Origin of the sequence: Streptomyces sp. R41, from assembly GCF_041053055.1 — a bacterium.
Lineage (GTDB): Bacteria > Actinomycetota > Actinomycetes > Streptomycetales > Streptomycetaceae > Streptomyces.
This window is the reverse complement of sequence record NZ_CP163443.1, coordinates 1,949,653-1,969,939: the sequence shown is the minus strand read 5'-3', so window position 1 is coordinate 1,969,939 and position 20,287 is coordinate 1,949,653. Positions and strand designations below refer to the sequence as shown.

The 20,287-nt window shown below is 71.7% G+C and carries 19 protein-coding genes; 12 read left to right on the top strand and 7 right to left on the bottom strand.

The genetic code is table 11. From position 1 onward, the window contains the following. Window positions 1-10: 10 nt before the first annotated feature. On the top strand, window positions 11-1,123 hold the full coding sequence (locus AB5J53_RS09335) for a hypothetical protein (protein WP_369245151.1): 1,113 nt from the start codon (window positions 11-13) through the stop codon (window positions 1,121-1,123). Between the two features lie 48 nt (window positions 1,124-1,171). Next, window positions 1,172-2,284 (top strand): phosphotransferase family protein, encoded by a 1,113-nt coding sequence (locus AB5J53_RS09330; RefSeq protein ID WP_369245150.1) that lies wholly within the window; start codon window positions 1,172-1,174, stop codon window positions 2,282-2,284. A gap of 13 nt (window positions 2,285-2,297) precedes the next feature. On the opposite strand, the gene AB5J53_RS09325 is transcribed toward AB5J53_RS09330, so the two are convergent. Next, the gene (locus tag AB5J53_RS09325) at window positions 2,298-2,735 is read right to left on the bottom strand and encodes a hypothetical protein (protein WP_189188096.1); all 438 of its coding nucleotides are present in this window, start codon (window positions 2,733-2,735) and stop codon (window positions 2,298-2,300) included. Window positions 2,736-3,001: 266 nt separating this feature from the next. On the opposite strand from AB5J53_RS09325, the gene AB5J53_RS09320 reads away from it, so the two are divergent. The 4 genes from AB5J53_RS09320 to fxsA all read left to right on the top strand — a co-directional run bounded on the left by AB5J53_RS09320 (window position 3,002) and on the right by fxsA (window position 7,344). Next, window positions 3,002-3,442 (top strand): Lrp/AsnC family transcriptional regulator, encoded by a 441-nt coding sequence (locus AB5J53_RS09320; protein WP_369245149.1) that lies wholly within the window; start codon window positions 3,002-3,004, stop codon window positions 3,440-3,442. 164 nt (window positions 3,443-3,606) lie between these two features. Next, window positions 3,607-5,235: an amidohydrolase gene (locus AB5J53_RS09315; protein ID WP_369245148.1), complete on the top strand. Its 1,629-nt coding sequence runs from the start codon at window positions 3,607-3,609 to the stop codon at window positions 5,233-5,235. Window positions 5,236-5,797: 562 nt separating this feature from the next. Then, window positions 5,798-6,589 (top strand): polyprenol monophosphomannose synthase, encoded by a 792-nt coding sequence (locus tag AB5J53_RS09310; protein WP_369245147.1) that lies wholly within the window; start codon window positions 5,798-5,800, stop codon window positions 6,587-6,589. Window positions 6,590-6,765: 176 nt separating this feature from the next. Continuing rightward, the gene (gene fxsA / locus AB5J53_RS09305) at window positions 6,766-7,344 is read left to right on the top strand and encodes an FxsA family membrane protein (protein WP_369245146.1); all 579 of its coding nucleotides are present in this window, start codon (window positions 6,766-6,768) and stop codon (window positions 7,342-7,344) included. Window positions 7,345-7,493: 149 nt separating this feature from the next. On the opposite strand, the gene AB5J53_RS09300 is transcribed toward fxsA, so the two are convergent. From AB5J53_RS09300 to AB5J53_RS09285, 4 genes are all read right to left on the bottom strand, one after another. Continuing rightward, window positions 7,494-7,868: an RNA polymerase-binding protein RbpA gene (locus AB5J53_RS09300; protein WP_003977404.1), complete on the bottom strand. Its 375-nt coding sequence runs from the start codon at window positions 7,866-7,868 to the stop codon at window positions 7,494-7,496. Window positions 7,869-8,123: 255 nt separating this feature from the next. Continuing rightward, on the bottom strand, window positions 8,124-9,473 hold the full coding sequence (locus AB5J53_RS09295) for an MFS transporter (RefSeq protein ID WP_369245145.1): 1,350 nt from the start codon (window positions 9,471-9,473) through the stop codon (window positions 8,124-8,126). A gap of 42 nt (window positions 9,474-9,515) precedes the next feature. Then, window positions 9,516-10,283 carry a glycerophosphodiester phosphodiesterase gene (locus AB5J53_RS09290; RefSeq protein WP_369245144.1) on the bottom strand — a complete coding sequence of 256 codons (768 nt, stop codon included), beginning with the start codon at window positions 10,281-10,283 and terminating at the stop codon, window positions 9,516-9,518. Continuing rightward, window positions 10,280-10,942, bottom strand: a complete 663-nt coding sequence (locus tag AB5J53_RS09285) for a YitT family protein (RefSeq protein WP_369245143.1) — start codon at window positions 10,940-10,942, stop codon at window positions 10,280-10,282. Before AB5J53_RS09285 ends, AB5J53_RS09290 begins: the two co-directional genes overlap by 4 nt. Before the next feature lie 100 nt (window positions 10,943-11,042). Here AB5J53_RS09285 and AB5J53_RS09280 point away from each other — a divergent pair, with 100 nt between their 5' ends. Continuing rightward, complete coding sequence (locus tag AB5J53_RS09280; RefSeq protein WP_369245142.1) at window positions 11,043-12,542, top strand: PLP-dependent aminotransferase family protein; 1,500 nt, start codon at window positions 11,043-11,045, stop codon at window positions 12,540-12,542. 199 nt (window positions 12,543-12,741) lie between these two features. Here the strand turns inward: AB5J53_RS09280 and AB5J53_RS09275 are convergent, their stop codons facing one another. Continuing rightward, entirely contained in the window at window positions 12,742-14,316 is a 1,575-nt protein-coding gene (locus tag AB5J53_RS09275) for a hypothetical protein (protein ID WP_369245141.1), read from the bottom strand. A 38-nt stretch (window positions 14,317-14,354) separates the two neighbouring features. After that, window positions 14,355-14,549: a hypothetical protein gene (locus AB5J53_RS09270; RefSeq protein ID WP_369245140.1), complete on the bottom strand. Its 195-nt coding sequence runs from the start codon at window positions 14,547-14,549 to the stop codon at window positions 14,355-14,357. 339 nt (window positions 14,550-14,888) lie between these two features. Here AB5J53_RS09270 and AB5J53_RS09265 point away from each other — a divergent pair, with 339 nt between their 5' ends. From AB5J53_RS09265 to AB5J53_RS09245, 5 genes are all read left to right on the top strand, one after another. Continuing rightward, window positions 14,889-15,281 (top strand): ankyrin repeat domain-containing protein, encoded by a 393-nt coding sequence (locus AB5J53_RS09265; protein ID WP_369245139.1) that lies wholly within the window; start codon window positions 14,889-14,891, stop codon window positions 15,279-15,281. Window positions 15,282-15,581: 300 nt separating this feature from the next. Further along, window positions 15,582-17,000, top strand: coding sequence for a HEAT repeat domain-containing protein (locus AB5J53_RS09260; protein WP_369245138.1), 1,419 nt, complete (start codon window positions 15,582-15,584; stop codon window positions 16,998-17,000). A 139-nt stretch (window positions 17,001-17,139) separates the two neighbouring features. Continuing rightward, the gene (locus AB5J53_RS09255) at window positions 17,140-18,264 is read left to right on the top strand and encodes a glycosyltransferase family 4 protein (RefSeq protein ID WP_369245137.1); all 1,125 of its coding nucleotides are present in this window, start codon (window positions 17,140-17,142) and stop codon (window positions 18,262-18,264) included. After that, the gene (locus AB5J53_RS09250) at window positions 18,261-19,415 is read left to right on the top strand and encodes a glycosyltransferase (RefSeq protein ID WP_369245136.1); all 1,155 of its coding nucleotides are present in this window, start codon (window positions 18,261-18,263) and stop codon (window positions 19,413-19,415) included. Before AB5J53_RS09255 ends, AB5J53_RS09250 begins: the two co-directional genes overlap by 4 nt. Further along, a complete protein-coding gene (locus tag AB5J53_RS09245; protein ID WP_369245135.1) occupies window positions 19,412-20,266 on the top strand; it encodes an SGNH/GDSL hydrolase family protein in 855 nt (284 codons plus the stop codon). Before AB5J53_RS09250 ends, AB5J53_RS09245 begins: the two co-directional genes overlap by 4 nt. Window positions 20,267-20,287 lie beyond the last annotated feature (21 nt).

Below are 20,287 nucleotides of genomic sequence, written 5' to 3'. Positions count from 1 at the left end.
GAGGCTTGCCGTGCCCGACGACCGCCCCGTTGCACTCGACGAGTACCCCGTGCACCAGGTGCCCCTGTCCATGAAGCATGTCGCGACCGGCGACCGGAACGCCTACGACCGCTGCATCTTCCACGTCCTCGACCACCGGGGCCGGGCGCTGCTGATCCTGGGCCTCGGCGTCTATCCGAATGTCGGAGTGATCGACGCGTACGCCACCCTGCGCCTCGGTGACCGCCTGCACGCGGTACGGGCGTCGGACGCGCTCGGCGACGACAGGATGAACCTCGCCGTGGGGCCGCTGCGGATCACCGTGGAGGAGCCGCTGCGCCGCCTGCGCCTCCAGTCGGACGACGACTCCCTGTCGTACGACCTCACCTGGACCGCCGACTTCCCGGCCCTCTGGGAACCGCACCACATCCAGCGCCGCGGCGGCCGGCTCACCCTGGAGGGGCGCCGCTTCGTGCAGGCGGGCGCCGTCGAGGGGAGCATCCGCGTCGACGGCGACGAGATACCGGTCTCGGCGGGCGAGTGGACCGGCACCCGCGACCGCAGCTGGGGTGTGCGACCGATCCCGGGGGAGGAGGGCGGCCGGCTCGCGGACGACAACCCGACCGAGGGCTTCCACTGGCTCTGGTGCCCGGTCCGCTTCGACGACCGCTTCCTGATGGTCATCACCCAGGAGGACGCCGACGGCTACCGCTCGCTCAACGACGCGACGCTCGTACGCCAGGGGGTGCGCGACCTCCAACTCGGCTGGCCCCAGGCCGACATCACCTATCGCTCCGGCACCCGCCACCCCGCCTCCGCAGTCATCCACCTCATGGACCCGGTGGACCGCAAGCCCCTGGAACTGGGCGTGGAGGTGCTGACCTCGTCGCCGCTCGCGGTCGGGGCGGGCTATCCGCCGGCCGACGACTGGCAGCACGGCACCTGGCGCGGCCCCGGCTGGACCGACCGGCGCGTCTACGACCTCACCGACCCGGCCGCGCACCCTCTCGCCGCGTACGGGGTGATCGACCATGCCGCCCGCTTCACGCTGGACGGACAGGTCGGATACGGGATCTTCGAGCACGGCTCGTTCGGCCGCCATGATCCGAGCGGCTTCACCGGGTTCGACGCGGTCGCGCCCTGATCCCGGTGGGGCCTTGAATCCCGTTCACGCCCTGATTGGAGTGGTGGCATGGCCACGGCACCGCGCCCCCGTACGACCACACGTGATCCGGAGGAGCTCGCCCATCGGCTGACGGCCTGGCTCGCCACGCGTCTGCCCGGCGCCAAGGCGGTGAACGTGAGCGTCCCCGCGTCCAACGGCATGTCGAGCGAGACCTTGCTCTTCGACATCGAGCACCCCGAACCACCCCTGCGTGCCTGCGCGTTGAGACTCGCGGCGGACCCGGCGGCGTACACCGTCTTCCCCGTGTACGACATGCCACGGCAGTACCGCACGATGCGCCTCGTCGCCGAGCACACCGATCTACCCGTGCCGCGTGTGCCGTGGCTGGAGGAGGACCCCGGGCCGCTCGGGGCGCCGTTCTTCGTCATGGAACGGATCGAGGGGCGCGTGCCTCCGGACGTCATGCCCTATACGTACGAGGGGAATTGGCTGCACGCGGCGAGCGAGGAGGAGCGCGAGCGCCTGGAGGCGGCCTCGACAGGACTCCTCGCACGGCTGCACGACCAAGTCCCGGTACGAGAGGCCGACTTCCTGGCATTGCCCGGCGACGGCAGCCCGCTGCGCCGTCACGTCGGCAGCCAACGCGCCTACTATGCATGGGTGGTTGACGGGCTGTCACGCTCGCCCCTCATCGAGAGCGCCTTCGACCGGCTCGACGACCTGTGGCCGCGCGACGAGGGCGAGGCAGTGTTCAACTGGGGCGACGCGCGCATCGGGAACGTCATCTACGACGGTTTCGACCCCGTGGCGGTGCTCGACTGGGAGATGGCGGCGCAGGCCCCGCGCGAGGTCGACCTCGGCTGGACCGTCTATCTGCACCGCTTCTTCCAGGACCTGACCGTGAGCTTCGGCCAGCGCGGACTGCCCGACTTCCTGCGCCGCGACCGGGTGGAGCGGCGCTATGCCGAACTCACCGGCCACGTACCGCGCGACATGGACTTCTACACCCTGTACGCCGCGCTGCGGCACGCGATCGTGATGCTCCGCGTCGCCTACCGCCAGGCGCACTTCGGCGAGATCGCAGTGCCCCCGGACCCGGACACACTGATCCTGCACCATGGCAGCCTGCGAGCCATGGTGCAGGGCAGCTACTGGGAGGGACCGGGAGTCGCTCGCTGAGCGCGCGGACCGGTCAGGCGGCCTGGCGCCGCATCTCGGGGACCCGCATCGGGCGCGAACCCGGGCCGCCGACGTGCGAGAACGGCTGCGTCCGCCAGTCGAGGCCCTGAGGGAGCGTCAACAGGAGGGCCGTGTCCTGCTCCTGGAGTTCGGCGGACTCGTCCGCGGGCCGTGCGTCGGCCGCCGTGCGGCCCGTACCGGAGCAGACCGTGAGCCCGAACGGGTTCCACGGCGAGGCGCACAGCGCGTGCTCCGGCAGGACCTCCTCGTCCGCCAGCAGCGCGATGGGCTGCGCGCAGTCCGGGCAGATGACCCGGTACATCTCGAAGGTGTCGTACGCGTCGAACTCCTCGCCGTCCAGGGCGTCCGGTTCGACGCCCTCCGGCTCGGGCTCGAGAACGGGCTGCTGCCGCTTGGACGCGGTACGACCAGGGCGCTTAAGACTCTGCATGGGTTTCTCCCCCTCGGGTGGGCCGACAAGGCACTGCGGCCTCGACCACAGCAAGCACTTCCCGTCCGGTCTCTGCGGTAATCACGAGAACATCACGGACCCGGTTGTGACACTGTGGCGTTCGTCACATGCCGCCCGCAGGTGCCCGGCGTGGTGGATTTGTCCCCCTGGCGGCTCACAGGACGCTCTCTGCCACATCACAAACCGGGTATGACCTGCGCCGCTGAGTATCCGGGGAGATCAGGGGCCCTGTAGGTTCTTGCGCCATGGAGGAGCTGGACCGACAAATTGTGCAGCTGCTCGTCGCAGACGGGCGGATGAGTTACACCGACCTGGGCAAGGCCACGGGCCTGTCCACGTCCGCCGTGCACCAGCGGGTGCGCCGGCTGGAGCAGCGTGGCGTCATCCGCGGCTATGCCGCGGTCGTGGATTCCGAGTCCGTCGGGCTGCCTCTGACCGCCTTCATCTCGGTGAAGCCGTTCGACCCGAGCGCCCCGGACGACATCGCGGAACGCCTCGCCGACGTCCCCGAGATCGAGGCCTGCCACAGCGTCGCGGGCGACGAGAACTACATCCTCAAGGTGCGCGTCTCGACCCCGCACGAACTGGAGGAGCTGCTCGCCCGGCTGCGCACACTGGCGGGGGTGTCGACGCGCACGACGGTGGTGCTGTCGACGCCGTACGAGGCCCGACCGCCCAGGATCTGACCGCTGGGGGAGGGTCTGACCGCTGCGGGCAGTCGTTCCGCGGGCAATGGGGGCGCCCCCCCCGCGCGAGCGGAGCCGAGCGCGGGGAGGGTGGGCAGCGCAGGGTGCCCGGGAAACGTGCCCCAAGTGCAGCACCGGTGGGTTCGGGCGGGAGACTGTCCGTCATGAGTGAACGCACCGCCCCGCCCGCCAAGACCGTCCTGCTCCGCCGCGGCGAAGTCCACAGCCCCGCCGACCCCTTCGCGACAGCGATGGTCGTCGAGCGCGGGCAGGTCGCCTGGGTCGGCTCCGAAGGCGCGGCCGACGCCTTCGCGGACGGGGTCGACGAGGTCGTGGACCTTGAGGGTGCCCTGGTCACCCCGGCGTTCACCGACGCACACGTGCACACCACCTCCACCGGGCTCGCGCTCACCGGCCTCGACCTGTCGGACGCCCCCTCCTTGGCGGCGGCCCTCGCCCTCGTACGCGACTTCGCGCTCGCCCGCCCCGCCGACCGGGTGCTGCTCGGCCACGGCTGGGACGCGGCCCGCTGGCCCGGCGGGCGCCCTCCGACGCGTGCCGAACTCGACGAGGCGACCGGCGGGCGCCCGCTCTACCTCTCCCGTATCGACGTGCACTCCGCCGTGGTCACCACCGCGCTGCTGGACTTGGTCCCGGGGGTCACCGCACGCGCCGGGTACTCGCCCGACGGCCTGCTGACGCGCGATGCCCACCACGCCGTTCGCGCCGCGGCCCTGGGTGCCGTCAGCGGTGAGCAGCGCACCGAGGCCCAGCGCGCCGCGCTCGCCCACGCCGCCTCGCTCGGCATCGGCTCCGTGCACGAGTGCGCCGGCCCCGAGATCTCCTCCGAGGACGACTTCACCGGGCTGCTGCGGCTCGCCGCCGAGGAGCCGGGCCCCCGGGTGGTCGGCTACTGGGCCGAGCGGGCCGAAGAGGGTGTGGCGAGGGCGCGGGCACTGGGGGCGATCGGCGCCGCGGGCGACCTCTTCGTCGACGGCTCGCTCGGCTCGCACACCGCCTGTCTGCACGAGTCGTACGCCGACGCCGAGCACGCCGGCACGGCATACCTCGACACCGCGGCGATCGCCGCGCACGTGGTGGCCTGCACCGAGGCGGGCCTCCAGGCGGGCTTCCACGCCATCGGGGACGCCGCGGTGACCTCCGTGGTCGAAGGCGTGCGGGCCGCCGCCGAGAAGGTCGGCCTCGCGCGCGTGCGCGCCGCCCGGCATCGCGTCGAGCACGCCGAGATGCTCACCCCGGAAACGATCGCGGGATTCGCCGAGCTCGGCCTCACCGCCTCCGTGCAGCCCGCCTTCGACGCGCTGTGGGGCGGCCAGGACGGCATGTACGCCCAGCGCCTCGGCGCCGAAAGGGCCCGCACGCTCAACCCCTTCGCGGCCCTGCTGCGCACCGGCGTGCCGCTCGCCTTCGGCTCCGACAGCCCGGTGACGCCCCTCGACCCGTGGGGCACGGTCCGTGCCGCCGCCTTCCACCGCACGCCCGAGCACCGGGTGTCCGTACGCGCCGCGTTCACGGCGCATACGCGTGGCGGCTGGCGGGCGATCGGACGGGACGAGGCGGGTGTCCTGGTGCCCGGCGCGCCCGCCGACTACGCCGTGTGGCGCACCGCCGAGCTCGTGGTGCAGGCCCCCGACGACCGGGTCGCGCGCTGGTCCACCGATCCCCGCTCCGGCACCCCCGGGCTGCCGGATCTGACCCCCGGGAACGACCTGCCCGTCTGTCTGCGCACCGTGGTCGGCGGACGGACCGTATTCGTACGGCCTAACGAGTGATGTCCCGGGGTGGCGAGGTCCCCCTCATCGCCCGCCGCCGCGTCGCGCGACCTGCGTATCCTCCGCACTGACCAGGTGATTGATGGGAAAGCCGCAGCTCAAGCGGCTGTTGACAGCTGGCCTCAGGTGGCCGGTAGGTTCGGCCGGGTCCACCACCGGACGTCCGACCGGGGAACTTCCGCGCGGCCTCGAAGTGCCGCTGGGTCAGGGGTGGTGTGCCGCACCGGCGCACCACCACTGGGAGCCAGGCCCAGCGCCCGTGCAACGAGGCGAGGGAACGTTCCGACAAGTCGGCAGGTGTGACCCGGGTGGGGCCCGGACGTTCAGTAGACAACGGCTTTCGGTCGATCCGCAGCCAGCGGGTCCCTGGTCGGCCCGAAGGGCGCCGGGCCCCGATCCGCAGCACACGACTTCCGCAGCCGGGAGCACACGCATCCGCTGCCTGGAGCCCACTCTTACCCGGCTCTTGTCGAATCGACACCCCTGTACTAACGCGGCGACGCAACAGCGCAGGTTGAGCGCACTATGGTGGACACCTGCGTATGGACACGAAGGGGCAGCAGTGAACGACGGCGACGGGACCCTCGCGGCAGGAGCCCAGGGGAGGCAGTTCGGCCCGCTCGGCACAGCCTTGGTGATCATTCCGACTTACAACGAGGCGGAGAACATCAAGAAGATCGTCGGCCGAGTGCGTGTCGCGGTGCCCGAGGCGCATGTCCTGGTGGCCGACGACAACAGCCCCGACGGCACGGGCAAGCTCGCCGACGAGCTGGCTGCCGAGGACGACCACGTCCAGGTGCTGCACCGCAAGGGCAAGGAAGGCCTCGGCGCTGCCTACCTCGCGGGCTTCCGCTGGGGCATGGAGCACGGCTACGGCGTACTCGTCGAGATGGACGCCGACGGCTCGCACCAGCCCGAGGAGCTGCCCCGCCTGCTGACCGCCCTCAAGGGCGCCGACCTCGTGCTCGGCTCGCGCTGGGTGCCGGGCGGGCGGGTCGTGAACTGGCCCAAGTCCCGCGAGTTCATCTCCCGCGGCGGCAGCCTGTACTCCCGCGTCCTGCTCGACGTGCCGATCCGGGACGTCACCGGCGGCTACCGCGCCTTCCGCCGCGAGACCCTCGAAGGCCTCGGCCTCGGCGAGGTCGCCTCCCAGGGATACTGCTTCCAGGTCGACCTGGCCCGCCGCGCCGTCAAGGCCGGCTTCCACGTCGTCGAGGTGCCCATCACCTTCGTCGAGCGGGAACTCGGCGACTCCAAGATGAGCCGCGACATCCTCGTGGAGGCACTGTGGCGGGTCACCACGTGGGGCGTGGGGGAGCGGGTCTCGCGGATCACAGGCCGCAAGCCGTCCTGATGCCGCACGGTGAGCAAGCCCCCCTGACGTCTTACGGGCGGCAAGTCCTTCTGACGTCCCACGGGCCGCGAGCCGTTCCGACGCCCGGTCTCGATGCCGGCCGCCCCTGTCGGTCCCCAGCCGCTGTTGATCATCCACTTATCCCGTACTGAGCCGCGCCCAGGCACACTGGGAGCATGACGACTGGCGCTCCGACTCCCACGTACCCCGCCCGCCCGCGGCGCTCGCGGCTGCGCACCTTCCTGCCGCTCGGCATCGCCGCGTGGCTGGTGCTGGAGATCTGGCTGCTGACGATGGTCGCGGGTGCGACAAGCGGCTTCACCGTCTTCCTGCTGCTGGTCGCCGGGTTCGTCCTCGGGTCCGGGGTCATCAAGCGGGCCGGACGCCGCGCCTTCCGCAACCTCAGCGAGACGCTCCAACAGCAGCAGACCGGCGCCGCCCCCACGACCGGGGGTGGCAACGGCAACGGCCTGATGATGCTCGGCGGCCTCCTCCTGATGATCCCCGGTCTCATCTCGGACGCCGTGGGCCTGCTGCTGCTGATCGCGCCCGTCCAGAAGGCCCTCAGCCGCTATGCGGAGCGCACCCTCGACCGCAAGATGCGCGAGGCCGCGCCCGGCACCTTCGGCGACGCCTTCCAGCAGGCCCGCATCCACCGCCCCGACGGCAAGGTGGTCCAGGGCGAGGTCATCAGGGACGAGGACCTGCGCGGCCCGACGTCGGAGCCGGGCCCGCACCCGCCGCTGAACCGCTAGTTCTCCGCCTGTCCCTGGGGGCGCGGCCCCCAGGGACAGGCATGCCACGAGGCCGCACTGGACGCGCGAAACCGCGAGCACCGGTACACATCGTGTACGGCGCCCGCGGTCACGTGCGTGCGTTGTATGCCGCCCAACCCCCGGAGGGACTACGCGGACTTGCGACTGTCCCGCGGATGCACCGCGATGTTCATCGCGCCGGAACGGAGAACGGCCAGGCGCTCTTCGAGGACCTCTTCGAGCTCCTCGCGAGTGCGCCGCTCCATCAGCATGTCCCAGTGCGTACGCGCGGGCTTCGCCTTCTTTTCCTCAGGGCCGTCGCCGTCCACGAGAAGTGCCTGGGCCCCGCAGACCTTGCACTCCCACTCCGGCGGAATTTCGGCCTCCACCGAGAAGGGCATCTCAAAGCGATGTCCCTTCTCGCATGCGTACTCCACGGCCTGGCGCGGGGCCAGGTCGATGCCGCGGTCCGTCTCATAGCTGGTCACTACGAGGCGTGTGCCGCGAAGAGCTCGCTCACTCATGAATCGTGCCTCCCGGGCTTGTCGCCCACAGGACAGGTGTCGCTGTCGTCGTCATCCGGTCAACGTCCGGTCGGCGGTAAAGATTCCCGTTCCGGGTCATGCGTCGCCGTCGTAGCCGCCCCTTGTTGTACCCACCGGCGCCCGGTTTGTCACATCTGGCAGCAGATGTCACCCAGCGTTTCAGTATCTTTGACGCGCAGTAACGGTACGCCTGGCAGGCCAAACGCGTACACTACCGGCCTTTGGCCTCGGGCGCTAAATCCTGTCCGGTACGGGATTGCCCGCGTCGCGCACCGCCTGCCTCACCGGAACCCGCGCGAGCAGCACGAATCCGATGACGAAGAAGGCCACGAGCGAGATGATCGCGTCCCGATAACTTCCTGTCAGCTGGTAGGTCAACCCGAACAGAAGTGGGCCCAACCAGCTCATGCCGCGGTCGCTCATCTCGTACGCCGAGAAGTACTCGGCCTCCTTGCCGCTCGGCACGAGATGCGAGAACAGGGAGCGCGACAGTGCCTGGCTGCCGCCCAGGACGAGGCCGATGCCGGCGGCCAGGACGAAGAACCAGACGGGCGCGCCGGCGGGCAGGAAGTACCCGGCGCCGAGCGTCACGGTCCAGGCGACGAGCGAGCCGAGGATCGTACGTTTCGCGCCGTACGTCCGCGCCAGGCGCCCCATGCCGAGCGCGCCCCCGACCGCGAGCACCTGGACCAGCAGCACGGCGACGATCAGGGTGGACTGGCTGAGGCCCAGCTCCTCCGATCCGTAGACGGAAGCCTGCGAGATGACCGTCTGGATGCCGTCGTTGTAGACGAGGTACGCGAGCAGGAAGGCGAGTGTGAGCGGCTTGCCGCGCATGTCCCGAATCGTGGCCGCCAGTTGCCGCCATCCGTGTGCGGACGCCGTCCCGGCAGCGGCCGCAGGGCGATCGCGCAGCCGCTTGAGGGGTACGAGGGTGAAGGCGCCCCACCAGACGCCGGCCGAGGCCAGACAGATGCGGACGGCCGTCGACTCTGAGACACCGAAGGTGTCATGGGCCGTGAACAGGATCAGGTTCGCGACCAGCACCAGTGAGCCCGCCGCGTAGCCGAAGGCCCAGCCCCGGGACGAGACCGCGTCGCGCTCCTCGGGCGGGGCGATCTGCGGCAGATAGGAGTTGTAGAGGACCATCGACACCGCCACCGAGGCATTGGCGACGATCAGCAACAGGCCGCCCAGCAGATAGCGGTCGCCGTCGAGGAAGAACATGCCCGTGGTGGCCGCGGCGCCCAGATAGGCAGCGGCCGCGAGCAGCGGCTTCTTGCGGCCCGTGCGGTCGGCGGCCGCGCCCGCCATCGGCATCACGAAGATCGACAGGATGACGGAGGCGGAGACCGCGTACGCGAAGAAGGATCCGGCGCGAACGGGGACGCCCAGGGGGTGCACGAAGCCGTCCGCGTCCGCCGCGTGTTTGGCGACCGACGTCAGATAGGGGCCCAGGAAGACGGTCAGCACGCTCGTCGAGTAGACGGAGCACGCCCAGTCGTAGAAGTACCAGCCGTGTTGCTCGCGTCGCCGCTCGGCGGCCTCGTCGGCCGGCTGTGCCCGCACGGTGTCAGTGCCCACCCGTGCCCCTCGCTTCCCCGTGAACGGACCGCGCGAGGAGGCTCAGAACCAGGTGCCCCGGTCTTCCAGGACCTTGCGCAGCGTGTCGATGTGATCGGTCATGATGCCATCGACTCCCAGGTCCAGGAGCCGGTGCATACGTTCCGGTTCGTTCACGGTCCACACGTGCACCTGCAGCCCGCGCGCGTGGGCGGTCCGTACGAAGCGGCGGTCGACCACCGGCACGCCGGACTGGGACTCGGGAACCTGGGCGGCTATCGCCGAGCGGCGCACGGCGGTCGGTATGCCCCAGGAGCGCAGCCGCAGGTTGAGCACACCGCGCGTGCCGTACGACGTCGCCAGGCGCGGCCCGGCCAGGCGCTGGGCCCGGGCGACGCGCGACTCGGAGAACGAGCCCACGCACACGCGGTCCCAGGCGTCGGTGCGGTCGATCAGGTCGAGCAGTGGCCGGAGGGCGGGCTCGGCCTTGATGTCGACGTTCCAGCGCACCTCGGGGAAGGTGTCGAGCAGCTCTTCGAAGAGGGGTACCGGTTCCTTGCCCGCCACGCGCGCGTGGCGCACGTCTTCCCACGGGAGGTCCGCTATCCGGCCCGCCCCGTCCGTCACCCGGTCGAGGGTCGCGTCGTGGAAGGCGACGAGCCTGCCGTCCGCCGTCGCGTGCACGTCCGTCTCGATGTAGCGGTAGCCCGCCGCCACCGCTCGCCGAAACTGGGCCAGAGTGTTCTCCAGGCCGTCCGCCGCCCCGCCCCGGTGCGCGAAGGCGATCGGGCCGGGGTGGTCGAGGTACGGGTGGCGTATGCGCGTGCTCACCGGGGCAGTATCGCGCGCTCTGGTTGACCGGTGGCAACGACGGTGCTGCCGCCCGGTGCCGTGCGGACGGCGAACACCCGCAGGAAGAGCTGGGCGAGGGGGCCGATGGCGACGGCGTACAGCACCGTGCCGATGCCGACGGTGCCGCCGAGTGCGAAGCCGGTCGCGACGACGGCCACTTCGAGGACGGTGCGCACGAGGCGGATGGAGCGGCCCGTGCGCTTGTGCAGACCGGTCATCAGGCCGTCGCGCGGGCCGGGACCGAAGCTGGCCGAGATGTAGAGGCCGGTCGCCACGCCGTTCAGCACGATGCCCGCCACGAGAAGCGGAATCCGTACGGCCAGGGTGTGCGCGTCCGGCACCAGGGCGAGCGTGCCGTCCATGGCGATGCCGACCACGAAGACGTTCGAGACCGTGCCGAGGCCGGGACGCTGGCGCAGCGGGATCCACAGGAGCAGCACCGCCGCGCCCACGATGATCGACACCACGCCGATCGTCAGACCAGTCAGCTCGGCGAGGCCCTGGTGCAGCACGTTCCAGGGCTCCAGACCAAGGCCCGACTCCACGAGCAGGGCCGAACTCGCGCCGTACAGAGCCAGGCCGACGTACAGCTGGACGAGGCGGCGGGGGAGCCGCCTGGACTCCGAACGTGTGGACATGAAAGTCCCCCCAGTGGTGGTAGTGGCCTGACGCATGACACTCTGTGGCTTGGGAAGAAACGTCATCCATGGCCAATTCGGGGAAGGTGGACTGGGAATCATGGCGCAGTGGACTTCGGCGGTGGGTGCCGCACAGCTCGCCCGGCTCCTCAACTCCCAGCAGGAGCGCCCCGCCGGGCCGGGCACCCGCCGTCCGCCCGCCTATCGCGCGCTCGCCGACGGCATCCGGCTGCTGGTGCTCGAAGGCCGCGTGCCGGTCGCCGCGCGGCTGCCCGCCGAGCGGGAGCTCGCACTGTCCCTGTCGGTCAGCCGTACGACGGTAGCCGCGGCCTACGAGGCGCTGCGCGCCGAGGGGTTCCTGGAGTCCCGCCGTGGCGCGGGCAGCTGGACCGCCGTGCCGGCTGGGAACCCGCTGCCCGCGCGCGGCCTGGAACCCCTGCCGCCCGAGGCGCTGGGTTCCGTGATCGATCTCGGCTGCGCGGCGCTGCCCGCACCCGAGCCGTGGCTCACCCGCGCCGTGCAGGGCGCCCTGGAGGAGCTGCCGCCGTACGCGCACACGCACGGCGACTATCCCGCCGGGCTGCCCGCCCTGCGCTCGATGCTCGCCGAGCGGTACACCGCGCGCGGCATTCCGACCATGCCCGAGCAGATCATGGTGACCACGGGCGCGATGGGCGCGATGGACGCGATCTGCCACCTTTTCGCCGGGCGCGGCGAGCGCATCGCCGTCGAGTCGCCCTCCTACGCCAACATCCTTCAGCTGATGCGCGAGGCCGGGGCTCGCCTGGTCCCTGTGGCCATGGCCGAAGGCCTCGCCGGATGGGACATGGACCGCTGGCGTCAGGTCCTGCGGGACGCGGCGCCCCGTCTCGCGTACGTCGTCGCCGACTTCCACAACCCCACCGGGGCCCTTGCCGACGAGCACCAGCGGCGCGGTCTCGTGGACGCGGCGCGTTCCGCGGGCACCGTCCTGGTCGTCGACGAGACGATGAGCGAGCTGCACCTGGACGAGGGGCTGGACATGCCACGCCCCGTGTGCGGCTTCGACCCCGCCGGGTCGACCGTGATCACCGTCGGTTCCGCCAGCAAGGCCTTCTGGGCCGGCATGCGGATCGGCTGGGTGCGGGCCGCGCCGGATGTGATCCGCAGCCTCGTCGCCGCGCGCGCCTACGCCGACCTGGGCACGCCCGTGCTGGAGCAGCTCGCCGTGAACTGGCTGCTCAGCACCGGGGGCTGGGAGCAGGCCGTGGACATCCGGCGGGGCCAGGCCCGGGAGAACCGCGACGCCCTCGTCGCCGCCGTGCAGCGGGAGCTTCCCGGGTGGGAGTTCTCGGTACCGAAGGGCGGGCTCACGCTGTGGGTGCGGACCGGCGGGCTGTCGGGGTCGCGGCTCGCCGAAGTGGGAGAGCGGGTGGGGGTGCGGGTGCCGTCCGGTCCTCGGTTCGGCGTGGACGGGGCCTTCGAGGGGTATGTGCGGTTGCCGTTCACCGTGGGGGGTGCGGTGGCCGAGGAGGCGGCGGTGCGGCTGGCTGCGGCGGCGCGGTTGGTGGAGACGGGGGCGAGCGGGGGGAACGAGACGCCGCGGACGTTCGTGGCGTAGGTTTTCGCCCCCTCCGCCCCCATACCCCCGCTCCTCCAGCGCCGGAGATCTTCAGCCCGTCCGGCGTTTGAGGACGAGCGCGTCAGCGCTATACGGGGGTCTGGGGGCGGAGCCCCCAGGGACGATGGGGGTCCTCCCGCTCGAACGAAGCCGAGAGTGGGGGAGGGTAGGGGCGCAGGGGGCGAAAAACCCCCGGGCCTCAGCCCTCCGCCACCGCCGCCTCCGCGGGCATCGGCTCCGCGGGCACCGGCTCCGCGTCCGCAGGAGTCGTCCGCTCCGGGAGGAGATCGAGGACCGCCCGCCGATGGATCTCGCTCGTCGCGTCGTCGTACGGGTCCGGCGTGGCCGGGACCTGCAGGCGCAGGACGGCACCGGTGCCGAGCCGGGCGTACCCGCGGCCGGGCGGCACGTCCCGGGTGGGCGTCGTGTGCGGTGGCGCACCCAGGATCGCCTCCAGCTGGGCGGCGGAAGCCGTGCCGAGCACGACGCGCGCGCGGGTGTGCTGCCGAATGGCGTCGCTGAGGAAGTCCAGACCGTCGAAGTGCTCGGCCACGACCACCGTGACGCCCGCCGCACGGCCGTGCCGGAGGGGGACCTGAAGGAGGGCCAGGGGATCCTTGCGTCCGTCGGCGGCGGCCAGGTGGCCCAGCGCGCTGGGTCGGTCCAGGAGGATCCACAGCGGGTTCTTGGTGTCGTCGGGCGGGGGATGACCCGCCTGGCGGGCACGGTTCGCGGCGATCAGCCGCCGCTCCGTCTCGTGCGCGGCCCATTCCAGACTGGCGAGCGCCCCCGCCAGGCCGCACTCGACGGCCAGTACACCCTCCCGCCCGGTCATACAGGCGTACTCGCCGGTGCTGCCCCCCTCCACGACGACGACGTCGCCGCACTGAAGGGCCTGCAGAGCGATGGAGCGCAGGAGGGTGGTCGTGCCGCTTCCGGGCTCGCCGACCACCAGCAGGTGCGGCTCCGTGGAGCGGATCCCCGTGCGCCAGACGACCGGGGGAACGTCGCGCTGTTCCTCACCGTAGGTGAGAGGGAGCGTGCGCTGGACGTCGGCCGGGTCGGTGAAGCCGAGGACGGTCTCGCCCGGGGCGGTGACGAAGCGCTGGGCGGAGATATCGGCGGGGAGGGGCGGAAGGACGGTGACGGTGAGTTCGTTGCCCTCCTCGTCCCACTCGAAGTGGTACTCGCGGCCACGCCCCGACTTGGCGTGCAGGAGGTGCTCGATACGGGCGCGGGACTCCGCTTCGCCGTCCGTGAAGTACGCGGGGTAGCGGATGAGGAGTCGGGACACGCGTCCGTCGTCGTCGAAGTCGTACGAGGAGAAGGCCTTCTCCCAGTCGCCGCCGTGGGCGTAGAGGGGTTCGGGATCCTCGGCCGCCGAGAAGTACGGGACCAGGGCCTCGTACAGCGACTGGAGACGCGCGGTCTGAGCCTCGTCGGGGCCCGTGGGCGCCGACGAGGTGCGGTCGCGGCCGGTCCAGGCTGCCGCCGCCATCAGGCTGATGACGGCGAGCAGCGGTCCGTAGGGCGCCAGTGCCACGACCAGGATCACCGAGGCCACCAGGAACAGCAGCGGCCCGCGCCGGTCCTTGGGAGTGGCGGCCCACTTGCGCCGTCCGGCACCCGCCAGCCGGCGCAGTCCACGGGTGACCGTGATCAGCGGGTGGAGGACGTCGGTGGCGCTGTCGGCTGCCGTCCGGGCCAGCTCCCGGCTTCGGGCGATCTGTGCGCTGCCGTTGCTCAGAATGCGGGGGAGAGGGCGCCGAGCCACTGCTGTCTCCTGATGGTGCGTGTGTGAGGGGAGGGACGTCAGAACTTGATCCCGCCGAGGAGGCTCGCCAGGCTCTCCCCGCCGGCCTTGATGCTAGGGGCGATGGCCGTACTGGCCAGATAGAAGCCGAACAAGGTCGACACCAGGCAGTGCGACGCCTTGAGGCCGTCCTTGCGGAAGAAGAGAAAGACGACGACACCGAGCAGGACGACGCCTGAGATGGACAGAATCATTTGTGCTCTCCTGGTTCGTGGGGACAGTCACCATGAGTTCTTCCAGGATCACAGGATGTATCCATACGATAAAAGGTGCAACTGGGTGAATTTCGGTGGATTTCACCCGGGTGGTGGAGCCGTCTTGGGCCGCCCGAGCGGGTCTGTTGCGTCCGACGGAACCTGCTGTGATCTTTGCCGCTGACGGTGCAGGTCATGTGCTGTCGGAGCCAGTACGCTGGCGATTCACCCGTACGGGGCACCGCTCGTCGCCGTACTGGTCCGGGCACGACAGCTCCGCTCGCTGTCATAAGCTCCCGCAGTCCCCGTTGGTAGTCGTTGTGAGAGGCGGTCCGGCCGATGAGTGAAGCCCCCGACCCCGAGGTCGTGGAGCTGGCGACCAAGATCTTCGATCTGGCGCGCCGTGGCGAGACCGAGGCGCTCGTCGCGTACGTGGACGCGGGCGTTCCGGCCAACCTCACCAACGACCGCGGCGACTCGCTCGTGATGCTCGCCGCGTACCACGGCCACGCGGAGGCGGTACGCGCCCTGCTGGAGCGTGGCGCCGAGGCGGACCGGGTCAACGACCGGGGTCAGACGCCGCTCGCCGGGGCCGTCTTCAAGGGCGAGGAGGCCGTGATCCGGGTGCTCCTGGACGGCGGCGCCGATCCGGCCGCGGGTACGCCCTCGGCCGTCGACACGGCACGCATGTTCGGTAAGACAGAACTGCTCGAATTGTTCGGCGCACACTGACTCGAACGCCCTGACCAGGCGAAACGCAAGAAATAGGGGAGGCGGAGCGGGGCCGCCGGAAATGCGGTCGCGGCAGCGAGAACCGCTGGGTCATCATGACGTCGTGATTCACGGACGCGATGGCTGGGCAGGTGTTGCCGCACCGCGCGGGCCGTGATGCGGCCCGCATGGGCCACCGACGAGAGGCAGAGGAAGATGGTCTACAGCAAGCAAGAAACGGCGGGCGCTCCGACGTGTTGTCACGCGGCCAGGTAATGCAGGATCCCGGTTGCGTCGACGCTTGATGTGAGGCTGTTTCCCATGTTCGATCCGGTCATAGCGCCCAGCGGAACGCTGCTCGGCCTGCTCCAGAGGGGCCGCGGCGACGGCACGCTGCACGCGCTCACCGCACCGCGGGCCGAAGCGCTCGCGGCACTGAACCACTGTGTACTGAGCGACCCCCGCCACGACTGGCAGGTGGAGAACCGCTCCCTGTACTACGCCCGTCTCTACCTCGATCTGAGTGGTGAGCTCGACGAGATCGAGCGGCACCTCTTCGACGCCGAGGACGTCCTCGACACGTGTGAGTCACGCACGGGGCTCACCCTCGCGGTCCTCGGGCACCTCGCCTCGTACGGCAGGCGCGACGCGCTCGAACTGCTGCGCAGGTATGCCGCCTTCGGCACCAACTGGGCCTGGGCCCTCGACGAGCTGGCCCTGCGCGACGACGACGCGGGTCTGCGCGCCCTGGCCGCGCCCGTACTCGCCCGCTTCCCGGCCGACGCGGAGGGCGAGGCCGAACTCGCCGCCGCCGTGCGCGACGCCTTCGAGCCCCGGCCCTGGCGGCTGTGGGCCGACGATCCGCGCGAATCCATCGGCACGCGCGTGCGTGCCGCTCAGGAACAGGGCTCCTTCGACCGCTGGCAGCGACAGATGCGACCGTCCGGGCCCCGCCCTGGGTGGAGTGTCCAGGCCGTCTTCGACTGGGCCCAGCAGGGCATCGACCGCGGAGCGGCGCTCCATGTCCCGGCCGCCCGCTGCCTCACCGCCGTCGCGGGCCCCGAGGACCGGCCCGAGATCGTCGAGGCCGCCCGCAGTGGCGGCGACGGAGCGCGCTGCACCGCCTTGCGCTATCTCGCCGACAGTAATGATCCGGACGCCCTCGACCTGATCGAGGGAGCCGTGGCCAACGGATCGACGACCGTCGCCGAGGCCGCCGTGGAGGCCTTCGAACGGATCCGCAGTGTCGCCGCCATCGACCGGGCACGAGGCTGGGCGCGCCGGCCCGACGCCCTGGGCGCCGCCGCGGGACGGATGCTCGCCTGCCGGGGCGGAGCGCAGGACAGCGAACTGGTCCTGGGGGCCTTGCGGGAAGCGGTACGGGGCGAAGGCCCCGACGCGCCGACCCTGTGGACCCTCGTCGACGGCACCGGACGGCTGGGCATCGCCTGCGCCGCACCCGTGCTGCGGCACATCTATCGCGAGACCGCGTCATCCCATCTGCGCGGGCGCGCCGCCCGCGCCCTGGCCACCACCGACCCCTCGTTCGCCGCAGGCTTCGCCGTCGAATGCCTGTGGGACTGCGAGGAGACCACCCGCGAGGTGGCCGCACGGCACGCCGAGACCGGTGATGCCCGTGTAGTGGATCAGCTGCGCCGGCTGGCGGCGGATCCGGCCGAGGAGGCGGACGTCCAGACAGCGGTACGGAGCCGGATCGGGCCCGACATGCCGGCCGTATGAACGTTCGGTGACCCCGGAGGCAGTGGGGCATGGACGGGGGCCGACCTGCTCGGGTGTGCAGCGCAACGCTCATGGGACGTTCACCGTTCGCAAAGATCCACGTTGACGCGGCCACGTCCAGTACGGCGACAACACGGGTATGCGTGTCGTCATCGTGACCGAATCCTTTCCCCCCGATGTGAACGGCGTGGCCCACTGCGCGCTCCAGACCGCCCGGCACCTCGTCGATCGCGGTCACGCTCCCCTAGTCGTCGCCCCGGCCACAGCGGCCGGGAGCGGGCCCGACGCTCTCGCGCCGTGCCCCGTCGTCCGTGTCCCCTCCCTACCGCTCCCGGGCTACCCCCAGGTCCGCGTCGCCCTCCCCAGCCGACGCGTCGCCGCGGCGATCACCGAACACCGCGCCGACATCGTCCACCTGGCCAGCCCCTTCATCCTCGGCGTCCGCGGCATGGCGGCCGCCGCCCGGCTCGGCATCCCCGCCGTGGCCGTCTACCAGACCGACCTCGCCGGCTACGCCCGTACATACATCAGCGCGGGTGAGGCCACCGCGTGGCGGCGCATACGCTCCGTGCACGCCGCCGCCGACCGGACGCTCGCCCCGTCCAGCGCGGCCCTGCACGACCTGGAGGCACACGGTGTGCCCCGGGTACGGCTGTGGCCGCGCGGTGTGGACACGGTCCGCTTCCGTCCCGACCGCCGGGACGAGGCGCTCCGTCGTGAACTGGCGCCGAACGGCGAGCTGATCGTCGGCTACGTCGGCAGGCTCGCCCCCGAGAAGCAGGTCGAGCTCCTGGCCGGCGCCTGCGGCTTGGAGGGCGTACGCGTCGTCGTGGTCGGCGACGGGCCGAGCGAAACCAGCCTGCAGGGTGCCCTTCCCGGCGCGGTCTTCCTCGGACGTCGTACCGGCGACGAACTCGCCCGGATCTTCGCCTCTTTGGACGTCTTCGCGCACACCGGTCCCTTCGAGACCTTCTGCCAGACCGTGCAGGAGGCCATGGCGAGCGGAGTGCCCGTCGTCGCGCCCGCCGCGGGCGGACCGCTCGATCTGGTGGCCCACGGGCGTACGGGGCTGCTGGTGCCGCCGCGCGACGCCGCCGCCGTACGCGACGCGGTGTGGGCCCTGACCTCGGATCCGGCCCTCCGGGCGGCCTACGGGGCCGCAGGGCGTGCCATGGTCGAGGGCCGCACCTGGGCCGCCGTGGGCGACCAGCTCATCGGGCACTACGCCGATGTGCTCTCGGCACGGAAGCTGGTGGCGGCATGAGCCTGCGCATCGTACGGCTCGCCAACTTCGTCGCCCCCGCGTCCGGCGGTCTGCGCACCGCGCTGCGGGAGCTGGGCGCCGGTTACCGGGCGGCCGGGCACGAACCGGTGCTCATCATCCCCGGCGAGCGCGCCACCGACCGCGACACCGAACAGGGCCGGGTGATCACGCTGCCCGGGCCGCTGCTGCCCGGGACCGGCGGCTATCGCGTACTCACGGACAAGCGGCGGGTGGCCCGGCTCCTGGAGTCGCTCGCCCCCGACCGCCTCGAAGTCTCCGACCGGACCACCCTGCGCTGGACCGGAGTGTGGGCACGCCGGGCCCGGGTGCCCGCCGTGATGGTCTCCCACGAGACCGCCGACGGAGTACTGCGGACCTGGGGCCTTCCCGAGGGGATGGCCAGGCGGACCGCCGACGCCCTCAACGTCCGTACGGCACACACCTATTCGCGTGTCGTGTGCACCACGGAGTTCGCCGAGCGCGAATTCGTCCGCATCGGCGCCCGCAATGTCGTACGTGCCCCGCTGGGCGTCGATCTGGTGGGCCGCCACCCCGCGCTGCGGGACCCCGGGCTGCGCGCCCATTACGCGCGCGTGGACGAGGCCTTGCTCGTGATGTGCTCCCGGTTGTCCGTCGAGAAGCGGCCGGGTACGGCACTCGACGCGCTGGAGGCACTGCTGCGGCGCGGACAGCGGGCCGTGCTCGTCGTCGCCGGGGACGGACCGCTCAGGGCCCGGCTCGAACAGCGTGCCCGGGAGCGGAGGCTGCCCGTCACCTTCCTCGGGCACGTCTCCGACCGTGCCGTGCTCGGTGCGCTGCAGGCGTCCGCCGACGTGTGCCTGGCCCCCGGGCCCGCCGAGACGTTCGGGCTCGCCGCCCTGGAGGCGATGGCCTGCGGTACGCCCGTGGTGGCCAGCGCGCTGTCCGCCCTTCCGGAGGTCGTCGGGTCCGCCGGGGCCACCGCGGCGGACAACGGGGACTCCTTCGCTGACGCGGTACGGCTGCTGCTCGGGCGTCCCGAGGGCGAGCGCAGGCGGGCCGCACGCGCGCGTGCCGAGTGCTTCGGCTGGGGCGCCGCGGTGGAGGGCTTCCTCGCCGCGCACGACGCGACGGTTCCGGTGCGGCCGCGCGCGCAGGAGGGCGTCGGATGAGACCGCTGCGGTTCGTGGCCCTCGGGGACTCGCTGACGGAAGGCGTGGGTGACCCTGTCGGGGAAGCCTGGCGGGGGTGGGCCGCACTGCTCGCGCAGGGGCTGGCCCCCGCGCAGACGCCCGTGGAGTTCACCAACCTCGCTGTCAGCGGGGCACAGACGCGGGATGTGCTGGAGCGGCAGACACCGGCGGCGCTGGCCTTGGAGCCCGACGTCGTCTCCGTCGTGATCGGTGTCAACGACACCTTGCGCTGCACCTTCGACATCCACTCCGTGGCAGCGCGGCTCGACAAGGTGTACGCGGCGTTCCGGGCTCGGGACGCGGTGGTGATGACGGCCTGTCTGCCCGATCCCGGCTCCATGCTCGGGCTGCCGGGCGCGCTGGCACGCCCGCTGGCCCGCCGGCAGCGGGCCGTCAACACGGTCGTGCACGCGCTGTCCGAGCGGTACGGGGCGGTGCATCTGCACGCCGCGGAGGAGGAGTGGCTGACGGACCGTGCGATGTGGAGCGCGGACCGGCTCCACCCGGGTGAGCAGGGGCACCGGCAACTCGCCCTCCGCTTCCACGCGTTGCTCGCGCAGCAGGGCATCGCCACGGGTACCGCGCCCTCGGCCGAGCCCGAGTTTCCCGCGCCCACGCGGTCGGCCAGTCTGTTGTGGCTGGCCACCGCGGGGACGGGGTGGGTGGCCCGGCGGTGCACGGACCTGCTGCCGCAGTTGCTCACCCTCGCCGCCGCCGAGGTACGCCACCGGGCGCGCGGCACCAGCGCCCGGCTCGACCTCAGCGCCTCGCACGCCGTCGCGTCGGCGCTGGCCGCCTTGTCGGTGGCCGAACAGCCGGACGCGGCATGACCGTTCAGCGGCTGCGCAGGA